The 26,855-nt window shown below is 69.4% G+C and carries 22 protein-coding genes and 1 tRNA gene; 16 read left to right on the top strand and 7 right to left on the bottom strand.

The window, feature by feature from the left end; genetic code table 11:
* From LCL61_RS08680 to LCL61_RS08695, 4 genes are all read right to left on the bottom strand, one after another.
* The coding region (locus tag LCL61_RS08680) for an AAA family ATPase (RefSeq protein ID WP_340688532.1) at positions 1 to 905 on the bottom strand (905 nt) is incomplete at its 3' end.
* Positions 906 to 1,018: 113 nt separating this feature from the next.
* Complete coding sequence (otsB, locus tag LCL61_RS08685) at positions 1,019 to 3,547, bottom strand: trehalose-phosphatase (RefSeq protein ID WP_340686351.1); 2,529 nt, start codon at positions 3,545 to 3,547, stop codon at positions 1,019 to 1,021.
* Positions 3,548 to 3,584: 37 nt separating this feature from the next.
* Positions 3,585 to 5,036, bottom strand: a complete 1,452-nt coding sequence (locus tag LCL61_RS08690; RefSeq protein ID WP_340686352.1) for a trehalose-6-phosphate synthase — start codon at positions 5,034 to 5,036, stop codon at positions 3,585 to 3,587.
* 81 nt (positions 5,037 to 5,117) lie between these two features.
* Positions 5,118 to 6,683, bottom strand: a complete 1,566-nt coding sequence (locus LCL61_RS08695) for a threonine/serine ThrE exporter family protein (protein WP_340686353.1) — start codon at positions 6,681 to 6,683, stop codon at positions 5,118 to 5,120.
* A 149-nt stretch (positions 6,684 to 6,832) separates the two neighbouring features.
* On the opposite strand from LCL61_RS08695, the gene LCL61_RS08700 reads away from it, so the two are divergent.
* From LCL61_RS08700 to LCL61_RS08710, 3 genes are all read left to right on the top strand, one after another.
* Complete coding sequence (locus LCL61_RS08700; protein WP_340686354.1) at positions 6,833 to 8,401, top strand: alkaline phosphatase D family protein; 1,569 nt, start codon at positions 6,833 to 6,835, stop codon at positions 8,399 to 8,401.
* Positions 8,402 to 8,445: 44 nt separating this feature from the next.
* A tRNA-Thr gene (locus tag LCL61_RS08705) sits at positions 8,446 to 8,518 on the top strand.
* A 115-nt stretch (positions 8,519 to 8,633) separates the two neighbouring features.
* A complete protein-coding gene (locus tag LCL61_RS08710) occupies positions 8,634 to 10,028 on the top strand; it encodes a tyrosine-type recombinase/integrase (protein ID WP_340686355.1) in 1,395 nt (464 codons plus the stop codon).
* A 3-nt stretch (positions 10,029 to 10,031) separates the two neighbouring features.
* Here LCL61_RS08710 and LCL61_RS08715 read toward each other — a convergent pair whose 3' ends face one another.
* The gene (locus LCL61_RS08715; RefSeq protein WP_340686356.1) at positions 10,032 to 10,784 is read right to left on the bottom strand and encodes a protein phosphatase 2C domain-containing protein; all 753 of its coding nucleotides are present in this window, start codon (positions 10,782 to 10,784) and stop codon (positions 10,032 to 10,034) included.
* A gap of 56 nt (positions 10,785 to 10,840) precedes the next feature.
* On the bottom strand, positions 10,841 to 11,671 hold the full coding sequence (locus LCL61_RS08720) for a hypothetical protein (RefSeq protein ID WP_340686357.1): 831 nt from the start codon (positions 11,669 to 11,671) through the stop codon (positions 10,841 to 10,843).
* Positions 11,672 to 11,828: 157 nt separating this feature from the next.
* Between LCL61_RS08720 and LCL61_RS08725 the strand changes: the two genes are divergently transcribed.
* The 10 genes from LCL61_RS08725 (at position 11,829) to mobF (ending at position 24,898) form a co-directional block, all read left to right on the top strand.
* On the top strand, positions 11,829 to 12,137 hold the full coding sequence (locus LCL61_RS08725) for a helix-turn-helix domain-containing protein (RefSeq protein ID WP_340686358.1): 309 nt from the start codon (positions 11,829 to 11,831) through the stop codon (positions 12,135 to 12,137).
* Positions 12,137 to 14,230, top strand: coding sequence for a type IV secretory system conjugative DNA transfer family protein (locus LCL61_RS08730; RefSeq protein WP_340686359.1), 2,094 nt, complete (start codon positions 12,137 to 12,139; stop codon positions 14,228 to 14,230). Before LCL61_RS08725 ends, LCL61_RS08730 begins: the two co-directional genes overlap by 1 nt.
* Positions 14,227 to 14,511, top strand: a complete 285-nt coding sequence (locus LCL61_RS08735) for a hypothetical protein (RefSeq protein WP_340686360.1) — start codon at positions 14,227 to 14,229, stop codon at positions 14,509 to 14,511. Before LCL61_RS08730 ends, LCL61_RS08735 begins: the two co-directional genes overlap by 4 nt.
* Positions 14,508 to 14,882: an SsgA family sporulation/cell division regulator gene (locus LCL61_RS08740; RefSeq protein WP_340686361.1), complete on the top strand. Its 375-nt coding sequence runs from the start codon at positions 14,508 to 14,510 to the stop codon at positions 14,880 to 14,882. The genes LCL61_RS08735 and LCL61_RS08740 overlap by 4 nt, the downstream gene beginning before the upstream one ends.
* A complete protein-coding gene (locus tag LCL61_RS08745) occupies positions 14,882 to 15,091 on the top strand; it encodes a hypothetical protein (RefSeq protein WP_340686362.1) in 210 nt (69 codons plus the stop codon). The genes LCL61_RS08740 and LCL61_RS08745 overlap by 1 nt, the downstream gene beginning before the upstream one ends.
* Complete coding sequence (locus tag LCL61_RS08750) at positions 15,088 to 15,534, top strand: hypothetical protein (RefSeq protein ID WP_340686363.1); 447 nt, start codon at positions 15,088 to 15,090, stop codon at positions 15,532 to 15,534. Before LCL61_RS08745 ends, LCL61_RS08750 begins: the two co-directional genes overlap by 4 nt.
* On the top strand, positions 15,531 to 16,262 hold the full coding sequence (locus tag LCL61_RS08755) for a hypothetical protein (RefSeq protein WP_340686364.1): 732 nt from the start codon (positions 15,531 to 15,533) through the stop codon (positions 16,260 to 16,262). Before LCL61_RS08750 ends, LCL61_RS08755 begins: the two co-directional genes overlap by 4 nt.
* Positions 16,259 to 19,291 carry a hypothetical protein gene (locus LCL61_RS08760; RefSeq protein WP_340686365.1) on the top strand — a complete coding sequence of 1,011 codons (3,033 nt, stop codon included), beginning with the start codon at positions 16,259 to 16,261 and terminating at the stop codon, positions 19,289 to 19,291. The genes LCL61_RS08755 and LCL61_RS08760 overlap by 4 nt, the downstream gene beginning before the upstream one ends.
* Positions 19,288 to 20,220 (top strand): hypothetical protein, encoded by a 933-nt coding sequence (locus LCL61_RS08765; RefSeq protein ID WP_340686366.1) that lies wholly within the window; start codon positions 19,288 to 19,290, stop codon positions 20,218 to 20,220. Before LCL61_RS08760 ends, LCL61_RS08765 begins: the two co-directional genes overlap by 4 nt.
* A gap of 220 nt (positions 20,221 to 20,440) precedes the next feature.
* Positions 20,441 to 24,898, top strand: coding sequence for a MobF family relaxase (gene mobF / locus LCL61_RS08770; RefSeq protein ID WP_340686367.1), 4,458 nt, complete (start codon positions 20,441 to 20,443; stop codon positions 24,896 to 24,898).
* 5 nt (positions 24,899 to 24,903) lie between these two features.
* Here the strand turns inward: mobF and LCL61_RS08775 are convergent, their stop codons facing one another.
* Positions 24,904 to 25,317 carry a hypothetical protein gene (locus LCL61_RS08775; RefSeq protein WP_340686368.1) on the bottom strand — a complete coding sequence of 138 codons (414 nt, stop codon included), beginning with the start codon at positions 25,315 to 25,317 and terminating at the stop codon, positions 24,904 to 24,906.
* 376 nt (positions 25,318 to 25,693) lie between these two features.
* On the opposite strand from LCL61_RS08775, the gene LCL61_RS08780 reads away from it, so the two are divergent.
* From LCL61_RS08780 to LCL61_RS08790, 3 genes are all read left to right on the top strand, one after another.
* A complete protein-coding gene (locus LCL61_RS08780) occupies positions 25,694 to 25,882 on the top strand; it encodes a hypothetical protein (RefSeq protein ID WP_340686369.1) in 189 nt (62 codons plus the stop codon).
* 123 nt (positions 25,883 to 26,005) lie between these two features.
* On the top strand, positions 26,006 to 26,428 hold the full coding sequence (locus LCL61_RS08785) for a hypothetical protein (protein WP_340686370.1): 423 nt from the start codon (positions 26,006 to 26,008) through the stop codon (positions 26,426 to 26,428).
* Positions 26,428 to 26,772: a hypothetical protein gene (locus tag LCL61_RS08790; protein WP_340686371.1), complete on the top strand. Its 345-nt coding sequence runs from the start codon at positions 26,428 to 26,430 to the stop codon at positions 26,770 to 26,772. Before LCL61_RS08785 ends, LCL61_RS08790 begins: the two co-directional genes overlap by 1 nt.
* Positions 26,773 to 26,855 lie beyond the last annotated feature (83 nt).

Below are 26,855 nucleotides of genomic sequence, written 5' to 3' on the forward strand. Positions count from 1 at the left end.
GGGTCGGCGTCGAGCGTTTCGAGGTAGCTGCCCAGCTCGGCGCCCACTTCGGACAGCAGCACCGACGCCTCGTCCAACCGGGGCCCGAGTTCACGCAGCACGGCGTCTTCGGAACCGGTCAGATGGCGGCTCGCCTCCCCGATCAGCCCCAGGGCGCCGGGCGCGTCCGGATCCCCGTCCGCCGAACCGGCGACGGCGGCGTGCGCCGCGCTGGCCGCCGCCCTCAGTTCGTCGACCGCGGCGAGCCGCTTGATCTGCTCGGTGAGTTCCGTGTCCTCGCCCGGTTCCGGCGCGACGGCGTCGATCTCGGCGAGGCCGTGGCGCAACAGGTCGGCCTGCTGCGCCATCTCGCGGGAGCGGGTGGAACGCTCGGTCAGTTCGGCGACGACGGCGAGCCACTCGTCCCGGACGGCGCGATACCGCTCGAGCGGTTCGGTGACGGCCTCACCGGCGAACCGGTCGATCACCGCGCGCTGCTCGGCGGGCCGGAGCAGCCGCAGCTGATCGTTCTGCCCGTGGACGGCGATCAGCTGCTCGGACAGATCGGCCAGTACCCCGACCGGCACCGAACGGCCGCCGAGGTGGGCACGGGACCGGCCGTCGACCGAGACCGCGCGCAGCGCGATGACACTGCCGTCCTCGTCGACCTCCGCCCCGGCGTCGGTGACGATCCGGGTGGCGCCCTCGGCACCGCCCAGCTCGAAGCGGCCTTCCACGAAGGCCTTCAGCATTCCCGTCCGCACCTTGGACACTTCGGCTCGGCCGCCGGAGAGCAGGTGCAACCCGCTGACGACCATGGTCTTGCCCGCACCCGTCTCACCGGTGACGACGGTGAAGCCCGCGTGCAGTTCCAGCAGGGCGTCCTCGATGACTCCGAGGCCCTGGATGCGCATCTCGGCCAGCACGACGCCCACCGTAGCGGCCCACCCCGACCATTCCCGCACCCGGCACGTCAGGAAAGGGTCGTTCAAGACGAAAAACGTCCTGAACGACCCTTTCCTGATACGTGAAGCGCGGGTTACTGGGAAAGCAGGTTCGCGCAGCGGATCAGCCCGATGTGCGAGTACGCCTGCGGGTGGTTGCCCAGCGAGCGCTCCGCGATCGGGTCGAACTGCTCGGGCAGCAGCCCGGTCGGGCCCGCGGCGTCGACGATCTGCGTGAACAGTTCCTCGGCCTCGGTGCGCCGCCCCGTGAGCAGGTACGCCTCGATGAGCCAGGCCGCGCAGATGTGGAAGCCGCCCTCGCCGCCGGGAAGGCCGTCGTCGCGGCGGTAACGGTACACAGTGGACCCGCTGCGCAGTTCCGCCTCGATCGCGGTCACCGTGGACTGGAACCGCGGGTCGGCCGGATCGATCAGCCCGGTCAGCCCGACGAACAGCGACGCGGCGTCGAGATCCGTTCCGTCGTAAGCGGTCGTGAAGGCCTGGACCTCTTCGTTCCAGCCCTTCTCCAGGACGTCCGCGGCGATCTCGTCCCGCAGCGAAGGCCACGCGCCCGGAACCTCGCGGCCGTAGACCTCGCCCAGTTTGATCGCCCTGTCGATGGTCACCCAGCACATCACCCGCGAGTACACCCGGTGGCGCGGAACGTGCCGCTCCTCCCAGATACCGTGGTCCGGCTCGTTCCAGCGCCGCGTGACGGCCTCGGCCATCGCGCGCACCATCTGCCAGTCCTCGTCGCGGAGTTCGCCGCGCGCCGCCGCCAACGTCTGCACGAGTTCGACGACCGGGCCGAACACGTCCAGCTGGACCTGGTGGTTCGCCAGGTTGCCGACGCGGACCGGCCGCGAACCGGCGTACCCGGGCAGCGACTCGATGACCGCTTCGGCGCCGATCACGCTGCCCGCCAACGTGTACAGCGGGTGCAACCGTTCCGGACCGGCCAAAGTGGACAGTACGCCGTGCAGCCAGCGGAGGTAGCCTTCCGCCTCTTCGATCGAGCCGAGGTGGACCAGTTCGCGCACGGTCATGGCCGCGTCACGGATCCAGCAATAGCGGTAGTCCCAGTTCCGGACGCCGCCGATCTCCTCCGGCAGCGAGGACGTCGCCGCCGCGAGCACGCCGCCGGTGTCGGTGTTCACCAGCCCGCGCAGCGTGAGCGCCGAGCGGCCGACGAGGTCGGTCTGGACGCTGGGCAGTTTGAGCGTCCGCGCCCAGGTGCTCCAGTACTCGCCCGCACGGGCCCGGCGATCCGCTTCGGACAGTTCGTGCGCGCCGAGGTCCGAGGTGCCGCAACGGAGTTCGAGTACCACCGGATTGTCCGAGGTCGGGGTGACGAGCGCCGTCGCGGTGTCGTTCATGCCGTCGGAGGTGATCTCCCACTCCACGCCCGGCGAGCGCAGCGCGAACGGTTCCGAGGTGCCCTGCACCAGGATCCCATCGCCCTGGGCGACCAGCTTCACCGGCACACCACCGAATTCGGGCCGCGGCGCGAACACGATCTCCGCCGCCGCCTCACCCGAGATCACCCGGACGAGATCCGTACGGTGCGCGGGGCTCTCCGGCTCGAGGTAGTCGGTGACGAGCAGCCGCGACCAGCGGGTCTCGACCGTCATCGTGTTCGGCAGGTAGCGCTGCCCGAGCGGCAGGCCGTTGCGGTGCGGCTTGATCGAGAAGTGTCCGGCGCCGGCCCCGCCGAGCAGGTCCGCGAAGATCGCGGGCGCGTCGGGCCCGGGGTGGCACAGCCAGGTCAGCCGGGCGTCCGGCGTGACCAGCGCGACCGAACGTTCGTTGGCCAGCATGGAAAGCCGCTCGATCGGCGGCGCCTGCTCGCCGTACAGCCAGTTACGCCGCTCTTCGAGGAGGAAGGCGAGCACCATCGCGACGTCGACGGTGTCCGGGACCCGGTACTGCGCGAGGCTTTCGCCGTCGCCGACCTTCACGCCGAGGTCCGGGCCGGAGATCCGGGCGAACGCCTTCTCGTCGGTGACGTCGTCGCCGAGGAAGACCGCGGCCGTCGCGCCGACCTGGTGGCGCAGGGTGTCCAGCGCGCGGCCCTTGTCCGTCTGGACGACCGCGAGCTCGACGACCTCCTTGCCGTCGGTCGTGGACACGCCCTCCCACCGCGCGGGTCCATCGTGGACGTCGCGCAGGACCCGGCGGCCCGCCTCGTGCTCGGCGCGGCGTACGTGCACCGCGATGCTCGCGGGCTTGACCTCGAGCGAGACGCCCGGCACGTCGAGCACCAGGTTCTCGAGCTCGGCTTCGAGCCGTCTGTGCAGCTCGCGGGCCTTATCGTCGAGCGCGTGGATGAAGCCGATGTCGAATTCGGACCCGTGGCTGCCGACCAGGTTCACCTCGGCCGGGAGACGGGACAGGGTGGCGAGATCACGCAGCGCGCGGCCGGAGATGACGGCGGTGGTCGTCTCGTGCAGGCCGGCCAGCGACCTGAGCGCGCCTACCGATTCGGGCAGCGGCCGGGCTTCGTCCGGATTGGCCGTGATCGGAGCCAGCGTGCCGTCGTAGTCGCAGGCGACCAGCAACCGCGGGGTGCGCGCGACCTGGACGATCGCGCGCCGCAGCTCGGCGGGCAGTGCCTCGGCGGTCAACGATTTCTCCTCGGGAACGTAGCGGGGGTTGGGGGAATCAGTCGGCCGGTTCGGCACCGAGCGCTTGGAGGAACGAGCGCGCCCAGCGGTCGACGTCATGCGTGAGGACCTGTCGACGCATGGCGCGCATACGGCGGCGTCCCTCTGCGGGGTCGAGCGTAATGGCAGTCTCCAAGGCGTTCTTCACCCCGTCCAGGTCATGCGGGTTGACCAGGAGCGCGCTGGTGAGCTCCGCCGCGGCGCCGGCGAACTCCGAAAGCACGAGCGCGCCGCCCAGGTCGTGGCGGCAGGCGACGTACTCCTTGCAGACGAGGTTCATCCCGTCACGCAGGGGAGTGACCACCATGACGTCGGCCGCGGAGAAGAACGCGGCCAGCTCAGTCCGGTTCACGGACTGGTGCAGATAATGCACGACCGGGTGACCCACGCGGGCGAATTCCCCGTTGATCCGCCCGACCATCTGCTCGATGTCGCCGCGCATCCGCTGGTAGTGCTCGACGCGCTCACGGCTCGGGGTGGCCAGCTGGACGAACGTGACGTCCTCCGGGCGGACGCGGCCTTCGTGCAGCAACTCGTGCAGCGCCTGCAACCGCAGGTCGATGCCCTTGGTGTAGTCGAGCCGGTCGACGCCGAGCAGGACCTTCTTCGGATTGCCCAGGTCGCGCCGCAGCTGGGCGGCGCGTTCGGCGACGCCCTTGGTCTTGGCGAGTCTGTCGAGGCCGATGGCGTCGATGGAGATCGGGAACGCGCCGACCCGCACCGTGCGGTCGCCGACCTGCATCAGGCCGGGGCGGGTGCGGATGCCGACCGCGCCGCGGCTGGACTCGAGGCCTGCCAGCTGCCGCGCCAGCCAGAGGAAGTTCTGCGCGCCACCCGGCCGGTGGAACCCGACGAGGTCGGCCCCGACCAGGCCGCGGACGATCTCGGTCCGCCACGGCATCTGCATGAACAACTCGACCGGGGGAAACGGGATGTGCAGGAAGAACCCGATCCGGAGGTCGGGACGCAGTTCGCGGAGCATCGCCGGGACCAGCTGCAGCTGGTAGTCCTGGATCCACACGGTCGCGCCCTCGGCGGCGACCTTGGCGCTCGCCTCGGCGAAACGCCGGTTCACCCGGACGTAGGACTCCCACCAGCTCCGGTCGAACACCGGCCGTGCCACCACGTCGTGGTATAGCGGCCAGAGCGTCGCGTTGGAGAAGCCCTCGTAGTAGTCACGGACGTCGTCCGACGTCAGGGAGACCGGGTGCAGGACCAGGCCGTCGTCGTCGAACTCCTCGACGTCGACGTCGGGCACACCCGGCCACCCGACCCAGGCTCCCTTGCGTGACCGCAGGAAAGGTTCGAGCGCGGACACCAGCCCGCCAGGGCTCGCCGTCCAGCGCCTGCTTCCGTCGGCGGTCCGTTCGAGGTCCACCGGGAGCCGGTTCGCCACCACCACGAAATCCGCGGAGGCCGTTCTGCTCGTCTCGGCAATCACTTCGTCCACCAGCCGCTCCCTCGGTTCGCGGGTCGCTGCCCTAGGCGGAAACCCTATCGCGCGAGGAGGCCGCGGCCGGTCGCCGAGCGATCACTCCAAGCGTCGTTCGGCGGGTTCCATCGGGCCCGCCATCCTCGGCCCGGCGAACTTGCGTTCGAGCCTGCCGAGCCCCGTGCGCACCGGCTGCGCCAGGTATTCGCCGAGTACCACACCCGCTGCCAGGGCAAGCCCGATCGCGACCGCGGTCATCAGCGTCGAGATGTTCCCGCCGGGCTCGACGCCCAATTGGTATAGACCACGATAGGTGGAGAGGCCGGGGAGAAGGGGCGTGATGCCGGACACAGCCACCACGAGGGGCGTCACCTTGAGCCGCCTGGCCAGCACGCCGCCGCAGAAACCGACCAGCGTGGCGGCGACGGCGGACGAACTGACGGCCTGGAAGTCGGTCAGCATCAAGGCGCCGTAGACCGCGCCGCCGATGGCGCCCGCCGCTCCCGCGACGATCATCGCGCGCAGCGTCGAGTAGGAGGCCAGCGCGAAGCAGGCCGACGCGCCGACGCTGCCGAGGATGATGATCGGCAGGTCCTGCGGCGTCGACGAGACGACCTCGGGCAGCGGCGTCAGCGGGAGACCGAGCAGCACCGCGATCTTCAGCGCGAGCACCACGCCCGCGATCAGCCCGGCACTCATCAGCGCGGTTTCCATCGTGCGCCCGGCCGCCGTGACGTAATAGCCGGTGATGGCGTCCTGCACGGCGGAAACCGTGGAGAGACCGGACAGCAGCACGGTGACGGCCGCCGCGACGACCAGCGTGGGTTTGTCCGTGGTGAGCAGGTTGCTGCTGACTATGGCCATCGCGGACAGGGTCGCGACCAGGCCGCCGATCACCTGCTGGAAGAAGAACGGCAGCGCGAAGCGGTTGAGGAAGCGGCCGAGGCGGTCGATGACCGCGCTGATCACCAGGGCGACCAGGGCGACGTCGATGCTGCCGCCGAGGATCAGGGTGATGAACGCGGCCAGCCCGCCCCAGGCGGCCGTGGCCACCCAGCGGGGGTACGGGTGTGGCGCGGTGGTGATCCGTTGGAGTTCCTGCTGGGCCTCTTCGGCGCCGATGTTGCCGCGGACGATCCGGCGGACCAGCGTCTCGGTCTGGGTGAGCCGCGTGTAGTCGAGGCTGCGCGAGCGGACCACGCGCAGCGCCGTGACCGGGGCCATGTCGGTGCCGCGGTGGCAGGTCACCGTGATCGACGTGAAGATCACGTCGACCTCGCAGTGCGGGAGGCCGAGCGCGGAGGTCAGCGCGATGATCGTCGCCGTGACGTCGGAGGCGCCGGCGCCACTCGACATCTGGACCTCGCCGATACGCAGGGCGAGGTCCAGGACGAAGTTGACCGTCGAGTCGTCGGGCGGCTTCGGGCCCATCGCCTCGTCGGCCTCGACGGCGGGCTGCTCCGCCGTCGGCGCCTCGAGGATCTGCCAGGCGCGGCGGCGCAGCAGATTCGGCCGGTGCGAGCGAGCCTGGGGGATCGATCGCTCTCCGTCACGCTGGCGCGGCGCTTCCAGCAGCCATTCGCCACGTTCGGGTGTTTCGTCCTGGTTCTTTTCGGCACCGCGTTCGCCGCGCTGGGCTCCCTTGGTGTGCTCGTTGATCTTCATGATCGATCCACCTCCTCACTCTGGTTCGAGGGACTTTCCCGAGGAGCATCGGGGCCGGTGCCTCGACCGTTGCAGGAAACCCGAAGTGGCGTCCACCACGTCGGAGGAAGATCGTCGCGGGCGCGCCGGTTTGCGGCACACTGCATGCCATGGCGTCCTCCGTGAGCAGGCGATCCGTTCTTCGCGCGGCCGGGGTCACCGCCGCCGGAACAGCGGCGACATTCACCCTTTCGGGTGCATCTATCGGGGCGGAGGCCCCGGTTTTCTCGCACGGGGTGGCGTCGGGCGATCCGATGCCCGATTCGGTCCTTCTCTGGACCCGTGTCACGCCTTCGCCGGAGGCGGTTCCGGGATCCGGAAAAGGGGCGGCGGCGGACGTCCGGTGGGAGGTGGCCGAAGACGCCGGATTCGCGCGCGTCGTCGCTCGCGGTCACGTCCGGACGGGGCCGGAACGCGACCATACGGTGAAGGTGACGGCGGGCGGGCTGTGCGCGTCGACGGAGTATTGGTACCGCTTCACCGCTCAGGGGAAGGTCTCGCCGTCCGGGCGGACACGCACCGCGCCTTCGCACGACGAGGACCTCGCGAGCCTGAGGTTCGGCGTGGTCTCGTGCGCCAACTGGGCTGTCGGTCACTTCGCCCCCTACGGCTACCTGGCCGACCGCGACGATCTGGACGCCTTCATTCACCTGGGTGACTACCTCTACGAAGGGAATCCCAACCCTGCGGGTGATCTCCGGCCTTCGGTACCGCCCAACGAGTTGATCACCCTGGGCGACTACCGGCAACGCCACGCGATGTACAAGACCGACGAACACCTCCGACGGCTCCACGCCCGTCACCCGATGGTCGCGACCTGGGACGACCACGAGGCCGCCGACAACGCTTGGTCCGGCGGGTCGCCGTCACACGATCCGGCGACCGAGGGACGCTGGCACGACCGGGTGCGGGCCGCGCACCAGGCGTACTTCGAATGGATGCCGGTGCGGCACCGCGGCGACCGGCTGTACCGGCGGCTGAAGTTCGGGAGGCTGGCCGACCTCACCATGCTGGACCTGCGGACGTACCGGACCCGGCAGCCCGGCCCGGCTTCGGTGGAGGGCACCATCCTCGGCGCCGAGCAACGGCGGTGGTTCCTGGACGGCCTCGCGCGCGGTACCGCGTCCTGGAACCTGATCGGGAACTCGGTGATGGTCACGCCGATCAAGATCCCCGCGCTGCCCACCCGCGAACGGCTCGCGCTCGACGACCTGCTCGACGGCCAGCCGACCACGGTGAACACCGACCAGTGGGACGGCTACACCGCCGACCGTCGCCGGGTCCTCGACACCATCGCCGCGCAGGGTCGCGGCAACACGGTGTTCCTGACCGGCGACGTCCACTCGTCGTGGGCGAACGACGTGCCGAGGGACGGGACGAGCGTCGCCGTGGAGTTCGTCTGCCCGTCGGTCACCTCGGACAACATCGACGAGCAGCTCGGCGTCCCGCCGCGGACCGGCTCGCTGAAGGTGGAGGCCGCGATCCGCGCGCTGAACCCGCACGTGCGCTTCGTCGAGCTCGACTCGCACGGCCCCTGCGTCCTCGAAGTGACCCCGGAAGCCGTCCGGATGAACTGGTACTACGTCGCCGACCGCCGCGACCCGGCGACCGCCGTGACGTTCGCGCACGCCTTCCGGACCGTCGCCGGAGAGCCCTGGGTGCGCCCTGCGGACGGCTGAACGGGCGCCGATATACTGGCCGTGCCCGGGCTGCCCTGGGCACGGCCGCTATAGCTCAGCTGGTAGAGCATCTGTCTTGTAAACAGAAGGTCAGGGGTTCGAGCCCCCTTGGCGGCTCAAGATCAAATATTTGTCTGACCAGCGTATTTTAGTTCCGGGAAGTTCTCTCGAACTGTCGCGAAGTGGATCTTGGTCCACGGTTTGGTCCACCGGCCCTGCTAGCTTGAGATGCGTGGTGACCACGGGTTCGATCGAGGGTGGGCGACAGCGCGGCAGCATTCGGCGCCATCGTGACTCATTCCAGGTGCGAGTGTCCGCAGGGAAAGACCCTGCGACGGGGGAGCGGATCGTTCTCACGGAATCGGTGTCGATCGAGAAGCCGGGAAACGAGCGGTCCGAGCGTGCTGCGCTGAAGGAAGCCGAGAAAGTCCGGACGCGGCTCCAGCATGAAGCGGACTCCTTGAAGGTCGCCCGGACAAGGTCGACCTTTGGCGCACTTCTTGATCAGTGGCTTCCGCAGGCGGAGATCGATCCCACGACCCGCATGAACTACGAGTGGATGATCCGGGATCACATTCGTCCTGTGCTCGGCGACCTTCCGTTGGTTCTGCTCATGCGAGACGCGCCTGAGCGTCTGGAGAAGTTCTACGCGGACCTGCGGCGCTGTCGACAGCGTTGCGACGGGAAGCCGTTCGTCGAGCATCGAGTCGACGGAAAGCACGAGTGCCGAGTCGTGGTGAAACATCGTCGGAGAGCTGGACGACCGACTGCCGATGAGTTGGTTAACCACGACTGCGTATCGACAGGCTGCGAAGTGGTCGAGTGCCAGCCACATGTGTGCAAGCCCTACTCGGCCTCCTCGATTCGTTCGATCCATGGGGTCATTAGCGGAGCGCTGAGTGCTGCGGTGCGTTGGAAGCGGATCCCATACAACCCGGCGCCGAGTGTTCGCTTGCCTACCAAGCGGAAATCGCAACCTCGCCCGCCGTCGAGTCAGGAGATGGCCCGGATCATCGAAGCTGCACATGAGGTCAGCCTTGAGTGGGGGACGTATGTCTGGCTGTCCGCAGTGACCGGTGCTCGCCGCGGTGAGGTCGCAGCGCTTCAGTGGGAAGACGTCGACCTCGATGCAGCGGTCGTGACTCTCGATGAGAACTACGTCCGAGGGCCGGACGGGATGATCCTCAAGGACACCAAGACTCACCAGGGGAGACGAGTCTCGCTCGATCCTGAGACCGTGCGATTGCTTGAACAGCTCAGAGCTGCCACGATTCGGCAGCTGTCGAGCCTGGGGCTCGCGCTGCGTGGTGGAACTTGGGTCTTCTCTGCGCAACCCGACTTCAGCAAGCCCCGGGACCCCAGTTCGCTAACTCGCCGGTATGGCCGTCTCGTCGCGAAGCTCGGCGTTAAGACGCAGCTCAAGGAACTGCGTCACTATTCAGCGACCCAGCTGCTTACCGCCGGCGTTGACCTTCGGACGGTAGCCGGTCGACTCGGACATGGGGATGGCAGTACCACCCTTCGGCACTACGCGGCGTGGGTCGGAGCTGCCGACAAAGCCGCAGCGGAAACCATCGGTAGCACGATGCCGAAGCTTCGGCCCTCCCGGTCCACATCCGACGACTAGGGCTTACAGAACGACTGCCGCCAATGCCTTGTCGTCGCTGACCTTCGCTCGCGGGAGTGCGCGGCCGTTCGGGTCGTCTCGTTTCTCCCAAGCAACGCAGATGTCAAGCACGTTCCCCAGCTCAGCTTCACTTCCGTGTGCCAAACGTGCCCAGTTCGCGAGTCCTAAGTGGAGCATTGGACTGTAAGCTCCGTCGGTCGCGAGCACGGCCCACGAGATTTCCTTCCGTGGAAAGGTCTTCACAACCGCGTGTAAGGCGGCATCCGGGTCTGCCTCGGCTATCCAGTACCCGCCCGCTCGGTTACGCCGCTTCCGCTGCTCGCGTTGCAATGCCGCGAGCAACTCGCGGTGCCGGGAGTCGTAGCCGTGGCCCGCTGCCACTCGTTCGCGGTAGGCCTTGTGCTCGGGAATCCCGAGCTTGGACAGTCGAGCGTCGGTCAGCATGTTGACCTCATCACTGTCCGCGCCGTAGTAGATCGCACTGTCGCCTAAGCAGAGTAGATCGATATGGCTTTCGCGGGCGCGGAGCAGGCTGATCGTGCTGGACGGCGAGTTGCCTGGGTGAAGTCCGAGCCTGCTTGCGGTGTCTCGGATCGCGTCGGCGACGACCGTTCGCAGGTCGACGTCGTGCTCTTCCTCAAGGTTGGCCTGAATCGCGGCTGCGAGGTAGTCAACGTAGAGCGCCGTCGACACGTCAACGGGTTCAAAGGCGCTGGCTCCGTCGAGAACAAGCACCATGCGCTCGTTTGTCAGCACCCGGTCCTGACTTTCCGAAGGGGGAGGCGTTTGAGCTGTAGCCGTCCGCATACGCGTCACCACCTGTACGGGCCTGCGACCAGTTCGCTCGACGTAACCGTTGTGTCGCTTGAAAAGCTGCACTTGACGATCATGCTGAACGAGACGTCACCTTGCTTCGTGAACAGATCTCTCACGTTTGTTTGCAGGTAGTGCAGCACGCCGCTGGAGCCGACCGCGGTGATGCCCGCCACGTGGATCACGACGCGATCTTCCTCGCGGTGTCGCGCGAAGTAGCCGAACTCTTCGTCGCGAGGAGGCTCTTCGAGTCGAGGTGAGAAGTAGCGCTCGCCCGAGTCGCGATCGTCGAGTCGCCAGCGTTCGTCCTCACGCGTGAAGCCGAGGTGGTTGTCGCGAGCGAGGAGCCGTGATCCGACGGGAGCTGAGCGCGGGCCGCAGATGACGATCGTGTCGCCTGCCGGCGGCGTCTCCAGATCCGGTTCGATATTGAAGGTCTCCGCGGCCAGCGAGAGGCTTGCAAGGATGCCTTCGGCCTGCGCTTGAGCGGTCATGTCCGCAGCGTCGACGTACGTCCGCATCCGGTGGTCGGTGCCGTGCCGGAGCGGAACTCCGACACTCACCGGTCCCACGCCAAAGAACGCGCGCTCCGGAGCAGGCGCACTGCCTCGGATTTGGGTGATCCGACCCTTCGTGATGCCGAGCGCTTTCGCGATCTCGGTGTAGCTCAGGTTCAGGTCGCGGTGCGCTTCTTCGATCGCGGCTTTCCGCAAGCGAGACAACTCGGTGGCCCGTTGCTGGTAGTGCGTCTGTAGCGCCGCCGCACGGCGCGCGCGGCGAATCGGATCGTTGTCCCCGCGCACAGCGTCGAAGTCATCCACATCCGCCATGGCCGTCAGTTTAGAGGGGGTTGACACCTCTCGCGGAAGGGGCCTACTCTTCCGTTTATCCCCCCTAAACAACGCGATGCCAAACATGCGGCTCACGAGGTTTAGGGGGTATAAACACCGGGTGGAGTGGCCGCTCGGTCCAGGGGAAGGCACTCACGTGGACAACGCAGTTCAAGCAGGTCGATCGTCGGAAAAGCCGTCGTCACCTGCACACCTTCGAACCGAACCGACCTTCTACAACGTCGCTGAGGCAGCGGGACTGTTCCGCCTCGACCAGTCGACGATGTACCGCCATCTGCGTTCCGGCAGCTTTCCGGGGCTCAAGATCGGCGGGCGCTATGTCGTGCCCCGCGTCGTCGTCGAACGCCTGATCAGCGACGTGCTGGCCGTGGGCCAGTGCGTAGACGTCGCCGAATGGGCGTCGCGTTGGCGCGACCAGGCAGCCGCAGCTGGGGGTGTGGCCTGATGCGCACGTTCGGGGCCCTTCTGACGGCGGTCGTGTTGATCGCGCTGGGCAATTTGTTGAGTGATTGGCATGTGAAGGCCGCTGTGGTGTGGCCGTGGTTCGTGGTCGCGGGTGTCGCGGCCGGCGTGTTCGGTCTGGCGGAGCTGGTGAAGGGGAACGCGGCACGCCTGGTGACGGTCGCGGCCGGGCTGACGGGTTTGTCGGTCTGGTTCGCGGGCTGGGTTCCGGAGGTGACGCCGGGCTATGAGGTGTGGCCATGGGGTCTGCTGCTGGGCGGCCCGGTGCTGGCGGTCGCGGCGTTCCTGGGCCTGCGGGGCCGGAATGGTTCGGCGGGGCTGATCGGGAAGTGGTCGCGTCGTTCGCGGCGGAATGGTGGTGTGGCGTCGCGGTGGCAGATCTGGAGGGTGGCGTCGAAGTCGGCGATGCGGCGGAAGGCGAAGGTGCTGAAGCCGGGGTTGAAGCGGGCGTTGTGGTGGACCCGCCGCCGGGTGCCGGTGACCGAGTACGCCACGGCGGTGGCGCGGGTGGGGTTCCAGCGGATCTGGTCGCCGGTGGAGGACGTGACGCTGCGGCTGGGTGGGCCGCGGTCGGGCAAGACGGGTGAGCTGGCGTGCCGGATCCTCGACGCCCCGGGCGCGGTGATCGCCACCTCCACGCGGACGGACCTGATCGAGCTGACCGCGCAGCTGCGCGAGCGGCAGCACGGCCCGGTGTTCGTCTTCAACCCGTCGGGGTTGGGGAAGCTGGACTCGACGATCACGTTCGACCCGCTGGCCGGGTGCGCGAACCCGGTGACCGCGACGCACCGCGCGAGCGATCTGCTGCCCGACGGCGGTAGTGACGAGCGGGAGCACTGGGTGTCGCAGGCGCGCCGCGCGCTGGCGACGCTGATGCACGCCGCCGCCCTGGGTGAGCTGGACATGGTGGATGTGCAGTCGTGGGTGGCGGACCCGGACGGTGCGGCGGATGAGGTGCTGCGTTTGCTGCGCCGTTCGCCGGAACCGGCGTTCGAGACCACCGCTCGGCAGTTCCTGACCACGAACGACCGCACGAGGTCGTCGATCACGACCACGATCATGCCCGCGCTGGGGTGGCTGACCGACCCGACCGCGCGGGCCGCGGCCACGGGTGGCGCGTTCGACGTCGCCGACCTGCTCGACCAGCGCGGCACCGTCTACATGCTCGGCGCCGAAGAGGGCCACACGGCCCCGCTGGTGGCGGCGCTGACCGCGCACATCGCCCGCGAGGCCCGACGCATCGCCTCCGAATCGCCCGGTGGGCGGCTCGACCCCGCGCTGACGATGGTCCTGGACGAGGCGGCGCTGATCTGCCCGGTTCCACTGGACAACTGGACCTCGGACATGGGTGGCCGCAACATCACTATCCACATCGGAGCCCAGTCCCGCGCGCAGCTGCGGAAGCGGTGGGGCGACACCGGGTGCTCGGCGATCCTGACGAACTCCTCGACCCTGCTGGTCCTGGCCAACCAGAAGGACCCGGACGACCTCCAGGCGTATTCGCTGCTGACCTCCGACCGGCACGAGATGGTCGCCACCGAGGACAACGACGGCCACGTCACGGGCCGGACGCCGCAGCGAGTGCCGGTGCTGACGCCGGGGCAGATCTCGCAGCTCCCGGAGCTGCACGCGGTGATCGTGCGGCGGGGGATGCCCGTCGCGATCGGGAAGCTCCAGATGGCGTGGAAGCGCCGCGACGTCAAGGCGATCGAGCGCCGCGCCCGCCACAGCGAACTGCTGATGCGGTGGGACGAGCGCCGCGAGCTGTGGCTCACCAAGGCCGGGGCGTTCGTCGACATGCTCGCCGACCGGGTCGAGCCGTGGGTTACGCGTGCCCAGGACTGGGCCGCGAACCGCCGTGGTGCCCGTGTCGAGGCGGTCGTGCCGCCGCAGGCGGAGCACGAGGCCGGGGCCGTCCGGGTCGAGGCCGTGCGCCTGGACACCGAACCGGAACCCGCCGCCGGCGCCCGCGCCGCAGACCCGTTGGCGGCGCTGGACGCCGAACTCGACGCGCACATCGCCGGGGCCAGCGAGGTTCCGGGCACCGATGAGCGTGGGGAGGGCCGGACCCGATGAACCCGAACCAGCCCTTCATGCCGGTCGACACGTTCCGGATCACGACCGTGATCGCGCAGTTGACCCGCGAGTTCGTCGAGCACTCCGGGGAATCGGCCCGCCTGGTGGCGGTGCTGGTGGAGATCACCGTGTGGCGCACCGTGCACGGCCAGACGGCCGGGCAGATCACCCGGTTCCTCGACGCCCACGTCGCCCCCGGTGTGCGGGACGACTTCGTGGCCTGGGTGGTCTCCGAGACCGGCCGCCGCCTGGCGTCCGTCGCGGGTGGGGGTGTGCGATGACTGTCATCGAGTCGGCGCTGCACGTGTTGCTCGCGACCGGCCCCGCCGTGGTGGACGCCCGCTATCGCGCGGAGGAGCCGTACGGGATCACGTTCGGTTTCCCCGGCGCGGACTGGGTGATCGGCCGGGACCTGCTGGCCGAGGCGCTGCGCGATGGCCGGGCCGGGATCGGCGACGTCCGGGTCACCGCCCGCGGCGACCTGATCACTGTCGGCCTGTCCAGCCCGGGCGGGTGCGGCTGGGTGGTATTCCGCCGCGACGACCTCGCCGAGCTCGTGGCGCGCACCTTCGACACGGTCCGCCCGGGCACCGAGTCCGACGCGCTCGACTGGTCGGCCGCCGCCGAGGTGATCCCGGAGGTGACGTTCTGATGAGCGCCCCCACCGCCCCGCGCGTGTGGCTCGCCGCCGGCGTCGCCGACAAACCCGCCCCGACCGACCACCCGGTGGTCCGCGACGACCTGATGCACCTGTGGTTCCCCGGCGAGGACGGGCTGTGGCACACCGCAGACGGCCGTCACCACGCCGCCTGGACCGAACTCCATGCCCGCTTCGACCTCGTTGAGGTGATCTCCCGATGACGTCCACGTACGAAAAATTCCTCGCTGACCTCCCGGCGAACATGATCGCCAAGGTTTCCGAGCTGTCGACGCTTGGTCGCCGCACCATGATCGACGAAGAGGTCGAGCTGCTACGGCCGCTGTTCGCGAAGTACGACACCAACGAAGACGCCGTGATCGCGCTCCACGCGGTGTTCCTGCACAAAGCCGCGATGATCTCCTGCCCGGATGACTTCGCCGTTCCCGCGGCCGTGCTGTTCGGCCTGGGCCGCGCGTTGCGGCCGGAGTGCCGGGTCGTGCCCGCCGACGTGGTTCTCAACGTCCTCGCTCACACGATCCGCGCGGCGCTGGCCGCCGCCGACGCTCGGGACACGGTCGACGCCCGTCGGCACCTGGAGCTGGCCCGCTCGTGGATGGCGCACGCCTACCTGGTCGCCGGTGTCGAGAGCGGCGGTGCCCGATGAGCACCAGCGAGAAGAAGGAGCCCGAGTTCGCGACCACGGCCGCGGTCGCCGGTCTGGCCCGCGAGGTCGAGGGCCTGCGCATGACGATGGAGGCGGTCACGCCACTGCCCCAGCAGGTGGAAGCCCTGCACGAGCTGGTGGAGCCGTTGCCGGAGCAGCTGACGAAGCTGGCGAAGGTCGTCAAGGGCCTGGTGGAGCAGCTCGCCGACGAGGAACCGGGGACGAAGACCCGGCCACTGTCGTGGCTGGACCTGGCAGACGGCGAGGACGCCGACGGCGCCGACGAGGCCCAGACCGTGCTCACGGAGCTGTCGTTGTGGCTGACGCGGGTGTATCTGCGCTACCACGGCGCGGAGCTGCCGGAGTGCTGGTGGTGGCACCCGGATGTGGTCGAGGAACTCGTCAGCCTCATGCGTTCCTGGCTCGCCGCCTACGTCGACCGGGACGCCACCGTGGCCCGCGCCGCGGACTGGCACGACCGGTACCGGCCCGGTGTGGTGAAGCGGATCAAGGCGGCGACGGCGAACTGTTCGCTGGAGAACCACCAGGACGGCGGCACCCTGTTCCTGCCCGGACCGCGTGTCCCGTCCGGGACGGCGCTCGCGCCGATCGCCGCCTGGTGGGGCACGGCCCGCACCGAGACCGCGCCGGAACCGGACGCCGAGGTCGTCGCCGATGCCCGTGCGGCCGAGGCCGCGCGCCGCCGCAACGGGGGTGGTCGGCGATGACCGAGTGGATGGATCAGCTGACCCAGGCCGCGACCCGGCTGGCCGCGGAACGGCACCGCGATATCGCGTTCCTGCGCTCCACCGCCGCCGCCGGCGCCACCGACCCGGTGGTGCGGGCGCGGCTGGAACGCGAAGCCGCCGAGGCCACCGCAACCGCCGACGGCTACGCCGCCCGGGCCGCCGAGCTGGCCGTCGGCAACGAGCCGTGGGAAGAGGCGGAGATCGCCCAGCAGGTCGAGCAGGCCCGCGTGGCCGCGACCCACGACGTCCTTGATGACCCTGGCGAGACCACGGAGCAGTTGCGACAGCGGGAGATCGCCGACGCGACGATGCGCTCGTATCTGGCCTGGCAGCAGGAAGGCGTTCCGCCGCAGGAGATCGCGCACCGCCTGGAGCGGGTGTCGCCGATCGGCGCGAAGGCCGTCAGCGACTACGAGCAGCTGCTCACCGTCGGCTACACGCCCGACGAGGCGCGGGCGATCGCCGCCGACACCGCCGCCCAGGACCCCATCCCCCCGGACCGCACCGTCGCGGACGAGGTCGGAGAGGACCTGTTCGAGCCGGACGTGCCCGACCCGGTCGACGAGGAGGCCGCGCAGCTGGCTTTCGATCGCGCCTACACCGTTGGTGAGGAAGCGATCGACCTGTTCAAGAACGTCCTGTGTGAGGCCAACAGCGAGGCCGACGCCCGCGCCGAAACCCTGCGGATGTTCGAGGGCGACAGCCTCGCGGTCGCTCAGGCCGCTCTCGACCTCTACACCGCGCGCCGCGGCGCCGAAGACGAACCGCTCGACCTCGCCGAGCTGGCCGCCACCACCGCCGCCGAACAGGCAACCGCCCAGGACACCGGAGAAGAGTCCACTGTGGGTACCAACGAACCGGGAACTTCCGCACAGGCCGAGGCCGCCGCCGCCCGGCTGCGCAACGACGAAGCCACCTACGAGGCCGATGTCGAACAGCGCTACCAGGCGCTACTCAGGGACGGCGTCGACATGGTCACCGCCCTACGCCGCGCTGAGGACGGCGCCCGCGAGAACTGGCAGCTCGAACCGTGGTCCGCCCAGGGACGCACTGTGGATCACGCACACGCAGTTGTGGCCGATAACGGTGCTGACGTCGCCCCGATGCGAGGAGACGTCGAGCCTGGATCGCAGCCACCCGTCGCTATGCACTCGCTGTCGGCACGATTCCTGCGTGCGGGTGACGGGTTCGAATGGAACGGCAAGGTGTACGTCGCCGACGACGACGCAATCGAGCACGATGGTGTAGTCACGGTTCCGTTGGAACTCAGCAACGGGGCGAACGGCTGGGTCGATGTGCCAGCGACCGAGATGGTGCCGCTGCACCACGACGACATTTCCTACGAGATCGACGAGAACGACCACGGCGAGTCGACTGCTTCGGAGGTGGACCTCGCCGAGACCGCCCGCGCCGAACGCGACGACGCACTTGGCACGGCGGAGCAGCCGGAGCGATGGGAGAACGAGCCTACCGCGCAGGACTTCGCTGAGGACGCACGCCGCAACTACGGCATCGCCGCGGCAGCGGTGAACCGCTTCGTGCGGCTGAAGGACGAAGGCCTCAGCGATGACGCCGCCGAAGTGCAGGCGATTGACTCCTGCGAGGACGGGATCGAGGTGGCCGCCGACACGATCGTGGTGTACCGCCGGGAACGGGACGCGGGCACCACGCACAAGGCCGCGCACAACACAGCGGTCGCAGACATCGTCGGGCACCACACCCCACTATGGAACATCGAGGAAGCCCAGCGATTCGTCGCCGACATCGACGGACCCGACAACACCGCGGCGGCCGACGCCGTCGACGAGGCGGTCTCGTCCGCTTCGACGGAGAGCAACCCGACCGCATCCGCCTCGGGCTCTTCCACGCCTGTTGCCAGTGTGGGTGTGACGGGGGTTGTGGCGAACGTGTCACCGCCTGGAGTGCTGTACAGCGAGGACGGGGCTTGGCAGGACGTGGCGGTTGAAGCCTGGGAACTCAACGCCAGGAAGGCTGGCCACATCGTGGAGGCCACGGAGTGGGACACGTCCGGCGACGGGGTGATCGCTCGCGTTCAGGTCGACGGTCAGTGGCACGAGCTGTGCAGCGACACCCAGAGCCCGGGGCAGGTGTTCGCCGTCGCCGCCGAGTCCGATGCCGCGCAGGACGACGCCCCGGAACCGGGTGGCTGGATCGCGCGGAATCTTCCTGCTCGCGACGGCAACGTGAGCGGGGACTTGCCGGAGATGGACCTGCGGACCGCGCTCGATCTTGTCGCCGTGCACAGCCGTGTCGAGGAGGACAACCCGGCCTTGACCGCTCGTGACGCCGCCGCCATGGCCCGGGAGCTGGACGTGGAGGACATCTACGGCGGGGTCGACGAACCCACGGCCCGCGCCGCCTACCTCACCGTGCTCAACGCGTTCGACGCGGACATCGACGAGGCGCTCGCGCAGGAGTCGATCGCCCCGTCCGGCGACGGCCAGGCGAGCGAGTGGCCGGTGGTAGAACAGGACGAAACCAGTCACGTCGCCGCTGACACCGATGACGTGGTCGCCCGGATCGACCAGGTTCTCCACGAGGACGCCGACGGTGACTTGTCGGAGGAGGACGCAGAGGAGCAGTACATCGAGCAGCGCCGCGCGTCCGTCCGCGCCGAGCTGGCCGCCGCCGCTGAGGGCATGACCGTCGAGGACGCCCGGGCCCTCGTGCGGGAAGCGGACGGGATCGAGGAGCACCTTTCCAGCTGCGGGCAGGACGTGTCCCAGTGCGGCACGTGCAGCCAGCAGGAACACGACACCGGCGATTTCTGGTCTGTCGATGTTCCTGCGGCACGGCAACGCCTTGCCAACACGCCGCTCGTGGGCCGGGTCGCCGAATGCGGGCGCGCGGTCGAGGAAGTCGAGGACGCGGTGCAGCAGCACGACCCCACCGACGAGGACGCCGAGCGTGCCGAGCGGTGCGCCCGCTGGAACGCCGAGGACGCCGCCGAGCAGACGGCCGACGACACCGAGGGGTGGGGCCAGTGAGCGGGCAGGGAAGCCGGTGGGCGACGGCGGGGTTCTGGCTGCCGGGTCTGGTGGTGGCGATCTGCGCCGCGGTCGCGACCGCGCACGGCCTGTTCGAGGTCGTCGTGGCGTCCGGGGTGCTGGCGAGTATCGCGTGGACCTACCCGGTGATCACCGACGGTCTGGCGATCGTGGCGTACGTGGCGACCTCGCGGCTGTCCGGTGCGGGGCGCCGGTACGCGTGGGCGGTGGTGATCCTCGCGGCCGGGCTGTCCGGGTTGGCGCAGGCGATCTACTTCGTCGGCGGCTTCACCGCGGCCACGCCGGAATCGGCGGGGAATCCGCCGCCGGAGTTACTGAGGTTCTGGGTGGGGGCGTGGCCGGCGATCGCGGCGGCGATCGTGGCGCACCTGCTGTTCATGCTCAGCGAGCTTCGCGCCAGCCGGAAGCCGTCCACCACGTCGGACGCGATGCCGACTCCGGCCCCGAGCACGGACACCGCGCGGACGGCGACCACCTCACAGCCGACCGTTGTTCAGGCGCAACCCGTCCAGTCCGACCGTCCGGAGGTCGCCGACGTTCAGTCGCCGACCGTCCAATCCGGGCTTGTCCAGCCGAAGCCGTTGGACGCGCCTGTGTCGGGGGAGCGGTCTGAACGTCCAGTCCCGGCACCCGGTTCTGTTCAGCCGGAGCGGTCCGTGTCGCGTGGCGCGGAGGAGCTGAAGGCGGAGCGTCCAGCGGTGGCGCCGTCGTCGCCGAAGCGGGACCGGGCATTGCACGAGGCCCGGAAGTACCAGGCGCGCCACGGCAGTCTCCCGACCGTCGATCAGCTCTCCGAAACGGCCGAGGTTTCCCGAGGCACCGCCGGAACCGTCCTCAAGGAACTTCGGGAACAGCCGCACCACCTTCACGTCATCACGAATCTCAGTGCCACCAAGGCCAACTCATGATCAGCAAGTCACCCAGTACCTCATTTCAAGTCAGTAAGCCATCAAGTCAGGCCAAGACACCCATCAGTAAGTCACCCAGCAAGTACTCACCAAGCCAAAGAAGGAACGCACACCTATGCATCACGATCTGTCGGGCCGGTGCGCCCTGGCGGGCGCCCGGGAACACCCTCGCCGTTGTTGATCTTCAAAGCCCGTGTGTCGATCTTGTTAGGAGGCCGGGATGCTGACGTTGTCGAACGGATACTCGGTCTCTTACCTCACCGAGGAGGTCGCGAAAGGCCGAGAGAACTACTACACCGACGCGGTCGCCGAGGGAGAGCCGCCGGGCCGCTGGTACGGCGGCGGCGCTGAGAAACTCGGCCTCACGGGGCTCGTCGACGAGCAGGACATGCAGGCGGTCTACGAGCAGTTCGTCGACCCACGCGACGAGGCGTTCAAGGATCCAGCACGGTGGGCGGAGGCGTCCACTCTCGGCCACACCGGGCGGAACTATCCAACGGCGGACGAGTTGTACGCCGCCGCGTTGGACAAGGAACCGGACGCGACGGGTGAACGCCGCGAGGAATTGCGGCTGGAGGCGAACAAGTCCGCGCGGAAGAACGTCGCCTTTTTGGACGCCACGTTCAGCGTCCAGAAGTCCGTCACCGTTCTGCACACCGCGTTCGAGGCACAGCAGGTTCGCGCTGAACGGACGGCTGGACAACTGGACGATGCGCTCGCCGCCGCCACGGCGACGGGCGCGTCCCCGGCCGAACTCGCCGAGCTCGGGCGGCAGCGCGACGACGCCCGCACCGCCGCCGATTCGTGGCGCGCGCACCGCGACGCGGTGGAGGACGCGATCTGGGCCGGGAACCGGGCGTCGCTGGACTACCTGTCCGAGCACGCCGGGTATTCGCGCGTCGGGCACCACGGCGGGGCCGCGGGCCGGTTCATCGACGCCCACGACTTCGTGGTCGCCAGCTTCTTTCAGCACGACTCGCGCAACCACGATCCGCAGCTGCACATCCACAACGCGATCCTCAACCGCGTCGAAGGCGCGGACGGGCAGTGGCGCACGCTGGACGGCCGCGCCCTGTACGCGCACCGGGGCGCGGCCGCGGCGGTGGGGGAGCGCACCACCGAGGAACACCTCGCGAAGGCGCTCGGGATCCGGTTCGCCACGCGCCCGGACGGGAAGTCCCGCGAGATCGTCGGAATCGACCAGCAGGTGATGGACCTGTTCAGCTCGCGCCGCCGCGCGATCACGAAGAAGACCGCCAGCCTGGTCGAGGCGTTCGAGGCGAGGTTCGGGCGGGAGCCGAACTCACTGGAGCTGGACCGCTTGCAGCGACAGGCCACCTTCGCGACCCGGAAGGCGAAGTCACACGACGGCGAAACCGTCGAAGAACGCTTGGAGCGCTGGGACCGCGAGCTGCGCGCCGAGGTCGCCGACGGGCTCGCCGGCGTCGCCCGCGACGTCCTCAACCTCGACCACGGCCAGCGCGAAGCCGCCCAGTGGTCACCGGACGACGTGTTGAAGACCGCGCTGGCGGACGTGCAGTCCACCAAGTCCGCATGGACCGCACCCGATCTGACGCGTGCGATCTCCGACGCGCTCCCGGATCACCTGGGCTACCTCGACGGCGCCCAGGTCGCGCGGCTGCTGGACACCCTCACCGCCGAGGGCGTGAAGCTCGCGACCCCGCTCGCCACCGACCGCCCCGGTGTCGCCGTCCTGCCGGACGCGCTGAAGCTCGCGAACGGCGAATCCGCCTACGAGGCCGCGGGCCGCCGCCTCTACGCCACCCCGGAACACATCCACACCGAGCGCGCGCTCGCCGCCGCGACTGCCCGGGGCGGAGCTCCAGCGCTGGACGTGTCCGACGTGGACGGCTTCGTGTCCGCGCTGGCGGATCACGGGATGGTGCTGGGCGCGGACCAGCACGCCGCGGTGCGCGGCGTGCTGACCTCCGGCGCGGCGGTCGAGTCGCTGGTCGGCCCGGCCGGAACCGGGAAGTCCTTTGTGGTCGGCGCCCTGGCGAAAGCGTGGCAGGACAACGACTTGTGGGGCGGGCAGTCCCGCCGCGTGATCGGGTTGGCGTCCAGCCAGGTCGCCACCGACATCCTCGCCGGCGAAGGACTCACCGCGCGGAACATCGCGCAGTGGCTGGGCGTGCAGGAGAAGCTCGCCGAGGGCTCAACCCACCCCGAACACGTCGAGTGGAAGCTCAACCCCGGCGACATGGTCGTGGTCGACGAGTCCGCGATGGCCAACACCGCCGACCTGGCCAGGATCCATCACCACGTCGAGCAGGCGGGGGCGAAGCTGCTGCTGACCGGTGACCACCGGCAGCTCGCCGCAGTCGGCGCTGGAGGCGGCATGGATCTCATGGCCACCGCCGGGGCCGCCTACGAGCTGACCGAGGTCCGCCGGTTCCACGCCGAGTGGGAGCGTGCGGCGTCGCTGCGGCTGCGCGACGGTGACGAGACCGTGCTCGGCGACTACCACAAGCACGGCCGGATCCTCGACGGCGGAACCCGCGAACAGGCCGAAGCCACCGCCGGAAAGGCGTGGCTCGCCGACACCCTGGCGGGGAAGCACTCGATCTTGATCGTGGACACCAACGAGCAGGCCGCGCACCTGTCGGCCGAGCTCCGCAATAAACTCGTCCGGCTCGGCAAAGTGCAGGAAGCCGGGGTGCCATTGGGAATACAGGGCACTTACGCCGGCGTCGGGGACCTGGTTCAGGCTCGCCGGAACGGCTGGCACCTTACCGGGTTCGACGGCAACCCGGAGGCGCCGATCAACCGCAAGCAGTACCGCGTCCTCGACACCCGCGAGGACGGCGGCCTGATCGTCGCCCGCGTCCTCGGACGCGAGGACGGCGTGGGCGAGGTGCTGGGGGAGCGGATCACGCTGCCCGGCGCCTATGTGTCCGAGCATGTGGCGCTCGGCTACGCCTCGACCGTCCACAGCGCACAGGGCCTCACCGTCGACACTTCCCACGCCGTGGTGACCGACGCCACCGGACAGGAAGCCCTTTACGTCGGGCTCACCCGAGGCCGCGAGGGCAACACCGCGCACGTCACGACGCTGGCCGTCCCGGCCGACGCGACCGAAGGCGCGGCGTTGCAGGCGGTGAAACGGTCCCCGGCCGCCGTCCTGGCCGCCGCGTTCGACGGCACCGGCCCGCAACGCTCCGCGCTCGCCGAAGCCACCGAGGCGGCGGCGGACAACGACGCGATCCGCACCCCGGCCGAGCTCCTCGCGGACGCCACCGAGCTGGCCACCGCTGGCCGCACCCAGCGGTGGCTCGACGAACTCGTGGAGGAGGGGAAGCTGACGGAGAACCAGCGGGCGAGGATCGCCGCCGAGGATGGCGGCCCCACGCTCGCGCGGCTCCTGCGCCGCGCCGAGCTCGCCGGGCACGACCCGCGCGATGTCCTCGACCACGCCGTCACCGCCCGGACGCTGTCCGGGGCGCGGCAGCTGACGAACGTGATCCACCACCGGATCACCGACACCGTCACCCTCGACCCCGTCGGCGACTCCTACGCTGACTGGCTCCCGAAGGTCGACGACCCGCAATGGGCGACCTACCTGCGGTCGCTCGCCGACACCGCTGATGCCCGCCGTCTGGAGCTGGGGGAGCAGCTGGCCGCGGAGCCGCAGCAGTGGGCAATCGAGGCGTTCGGGCCGGTGCCCGACGACCCGGCTCTGGTGAAGGAGTGGAGCAAACGGGCCGGAATGGTCGCGGCGCACCGCGAGCTGACCGGGCACGAGGACGAGGAGACCGCGCTGGGCGCGGCCCCGAAGTCCGGGCAGGTCGAGGCGTACGCGTCGTGGCGCTCAGCCTGGCGAGTCCTCGGGCGCCCGGAGTCCGGGCGGGACGAGCTGGAGATGTCCGACGGCCAGTTGCTGGTCCGGATGCGGGCGTGGGAGCGGGAGAAGGCGTGGGGGCCGGAGTTCGTCGGCCAGGAACTCGCCGGAACCCACCAGGCCCTCGACGCCCGCCGCCGGGACGCGGCCATGCGCCGCGCCGAAGCCGACGCCGCAGCCGTTGAAGAAGAGCGGGAACGGCTGTTGCAGGAAGCCGCCGAGGCCGACGCGCTCGCCGACACTCTCGCCGCTCGCGCGGCCGAGCTGGAAGGTGCGGACGAGGCGCGAGCGCTGTGGTACGCCCACACCGCCGAAACCCGCGCCGCGGCCGACCGCGCCAGCGCCGAGATCTCCGCCCGCAACCTCGACACCACACCAGCCCCGCTGGTGACCTCGGACGAGTGGCTTGAGGCCCACCGCGAGCACATGGCCGCCGAGGACGCCCACCGCGAGGTCACCGCCGACCACGACCTCACCGACGTCGCCCAGCGGCGCGCCGACGACGTCGACACCGTCACCACCGCCGAAGACGGCGAGGACGTGGTCACGGAGGTGGAGGTGGCCGACGTCCGCGAGGTCGCGGCCGCCGAAGACCCGGTCGTCGAGTCCGACGAGGTCCGGGTGCCCACAGCCGAGGAGACCGCCGGAGCGGTCGAAGTGGCGCAGCGCGCGTTGAAGGAGATCGCCGCCCGCCAGGCCGCCGAGGAACGCCACGCCGAGGAAGAAGCGCAGGCGGCGGAGCTGTACCGCCGCAACAGCAATGACGCCGCCGACGCGGCCGAGTTGGCCGACGCCGACGGCGCGGTGTCTGGGCGATGAGCAGGTCAGCCCTGGGAGTGGGCGGGGACGTCGAGCGGCGGAACGCCGCTGCGGTGCCACGCCCACTCCAGGGTGGCCACGATCGAATCGAGCCAGCCGGGCCGGTTCGCGACGTAGCTGGGAACCGGCCGGCGCAGCGCGAGACGCTGAGCGGCCAGGCATTCCGCTTCGATGGTCTCTTCGTGTGCGAGCCCGGTTCGCTCCGTGATTGGGGCGTAGGCAAGGAACGTGCGGCCGGTTTCGAGACGGACGGTCGCGCAGGCGATCCAGCGGCACACGTCGACCACGCCGAGCGCCGCCCAGGTGCGCTCACGGTCGTACTGGCGTTCCGCGGCGAGCCACAGGCGCGCGAATTCCACGACATGCACCCGCACGTTGCCGCGGGGGATCCGGTCGAAGTCGCGTCCGGTCAGCTCCATGGAATCCATGGTGACACGCGCCCCCGACAGAAACCGTCCACCGACCGGGGCAATCCGCCGGCGCACGGTCGCCTCCACCGATAACCGCCCTCTGCGGGCGGAACAAGGTCCGCGCAAGCGCGGACTGTGTCTTTGAGCTTCGCAGCCCGGCTTAGCACGGCCCCAACCTCACGGTAAAGGGGCACATTCCGAAAAGTTTCCGAGCGCGAAAAGCGTGCGCTCACAAACTTTTCGGCCTGACCCCTTGACCGCGAGCCTCTGGGGCCGCGCGGTGCGCCGAAAAAGGGGCAGCGGCAGAGCCGACGCCCCGCCCTACGGGCAGCGAAGAAAACCAACCCGGCACACCAGCGGATCACCACCCACGAGGGAGATCGCCATGGCAGCACAGGAAAAGACGGGTCAGGCAACCGACGCCCTCGCGATAACCGGCGAGCAGTGGCGACGCGCCAAGACGGAGATCGCGCAGTACCTCGACCAGGTCCTCGACGGCGAGGCATGGGCCCAGACCGGCGCCGAAGCCGCCGACGTCATCACCGAAATCCTCCGTCAGAAGGCCAGGTCATGAGCTGCACACATTGGAGCTTCTACGTCCTCGCCGGAATCGCCACCTGCCTCGACTGCGGCCACCAATGGCACATCTGACGAACCCCACCACACCGCCGAGGCCGACCACAAAGGACTGAACGACATGACTGAAACCCTGAACCAGGCAGCGTTCTTCGCGGCTCTGTCCGTGCACATCAACGCCCACCCCGACCTGGCCGAGCTGGCCAGCGTCTCCAGTTCGCGCTCGACGCTCCAGGTCTCCAGCGAAGAGGGCATCACGGCGGCGATCGCTTGGGCACACACCCTGAGCGGAGACAACGCGGTCGGATTGACGGCGCACCCCGGCGGCTGCACCGGGGTCACCATCACCGGCACGATGGCTGGTCACCGCGTCGAGGTCTTCACCGTCGACTACGACCGGCTCCACGAACTCCTCCCGCCCGACGTGGGACAACCGAACTTCCAGCGCACCCTCACGCTCACACTTCACGATCTCGAAACCCATCTCGCCAGTGGGAGGCCAGAACACCTCGCAGCCCAAGCTGAGGCCGAGGGGGAGCGGTGATGACGAAGTCTCCTGCCGAACTTGTGTGGACCGAAGAGCGAGGGCTCTACCTGACCGAGCACGACTACACCGTGTGGGCACTGGCGGCCCACAGTGTCCACCGCGGCAAAAGCGGCTGGTCCGGCACGGACGAGTGGCACCTGCACCGGGCCTACCCCGATCCCGAGAACGTGGGCTGGACCGCCGGGACGCTCCCGCTCGACCACGGCCGCTGGCTCGCGCGTCCGGGGCGCCGGAACCTGGAACGTGCGAAGCGGCTCGCCGCGTGGATCATCGCCAATCCCGACGCCGCTGCCCAGATGACGCACCGCGAGATCGTCCGTGCCGCCGGGCAGAACCAGTGACTTTGCGCGTCGGGCATGGTGAGCCTGCGACGCGAAGTAGAGTGCACGGGGAGTGGCCGTCCGCGTACGACATTCCCCGCCAC

This window comes from Amycolatopsis coloradensis (assembly GCF_037997115.1).
Taxonomy (GTDB): Bacteria; Actinomycetota; Actinomycetes; order Mycobacteriales; family Pseudonocardiaceae; genus Amycolatopsis; species Amycolatopsis coloradensis_A.

Bases quoted from the DNA above. Each gene is read 5' to 3' on its own strand.
- LCL61_RS08740 (WP_340686361.1), top strand. From the start codon at position 14,508: ATGACTGTCATCGAGTCGGCGCTGCACGTGTTGCTCGCGACCGGCCCC.
- LCL61_RS08735 (WP_340686360.1), top strand. From the start codon at position 14,227: ATGAACCCGAACCAGCCCTTCATGCCGGTCGACACGTTCCGGATCACG.
- LCL61_RS08775 (WP_340686368.1), bottom strand. From the start codon at position 25,317: ATGGAGCTGACCGGACGCGACTTCGACCGGATCCCCCGCGGCAACGTG.
- LCL61_RS08700 (WP_340686354.1), top strand. From the start codon at position 6,833: ATGGCGTCCTCCGTGAGCAGGCGATCCGTTCTTCGCGCGGCCGGGGTC.
- LCL61_RS08785 (WP_340686370.1), top strand. From the start codon at position 26,006: ATGACTGAAACCCTGAACCAGGCAGCGTTCTTCGCGGCTCTGTCCGTG.
- LCL61_RS08730 (WP_340686359.1), top strand. From the start codon at position 12,137: ATGCGCACGTTCGGGGCCCTTCTGACGGCGGTCGTGTTGATCGCGCTG.
- LCL61_RS08720 (WP_340686357.1), bottom strand. From the start codon at position 11,671: ATGGCGGATGTGGATGACTTCGACGCTGTGCGCGGGGACAACGATCCG.
- LCL61_RS08755 (WP_340686364.1), top strand. From the start codon at position 15,531: ATGAGCACCAGCGAGAAGAAGGAGCCCGAGTTCGCGACCACGGCCGCG.
- LCL61_RS08790 (WP_340686371.1), top strand. From the start codon at position 26,428: ATGACGAAGTCTCCTGCCGAACTTGTGTGGACCGAAGAGCGAGGGCTC.
- LCL61_RS08750 (WP_340686363.1), top strand. From the start codon at position 15,088: ATGACGTCCACGTACGAAAAATTCCTCGCTGACCTCCCGGCGAACATG.
- LCL61_RS08780 (WP_340686369.1), top strand. From the start codon at position 25,694: ATGGCAGCACAGGAAAAGACGGGTCAGGCAACCGACGCCCTCGCGATA.
- LCL61_RS08695 (WP_340686353.1), bottom strand. From the start codon at position 6,683: ATGAAGATCAACGAGCACACCAAGGGAGCCCAGCGCGGCGAACGCGGT.
- mobF (WP_340686367.1), top strand. From the start codon at position 20,441: ATGCTGACGTTGTCGAACGGATACTCGGTCTCTTACCTCACCGAGGAG.
- LCL61_RS08745 (WP_340686362.1), top strand. From the start codon at position 14,882: ATGAGCGCCCCCACCGCCCCGCGCGTGTGGCTCGCCGCCGGCGTCGCC.
- LCL61_RS08760 (WP_340686365.1), top strand. From the start codon at position 16,259: ATGACCGAGTGGATGGATCAGCTGACCCAGGCCGCGACCCGGCTGGCC.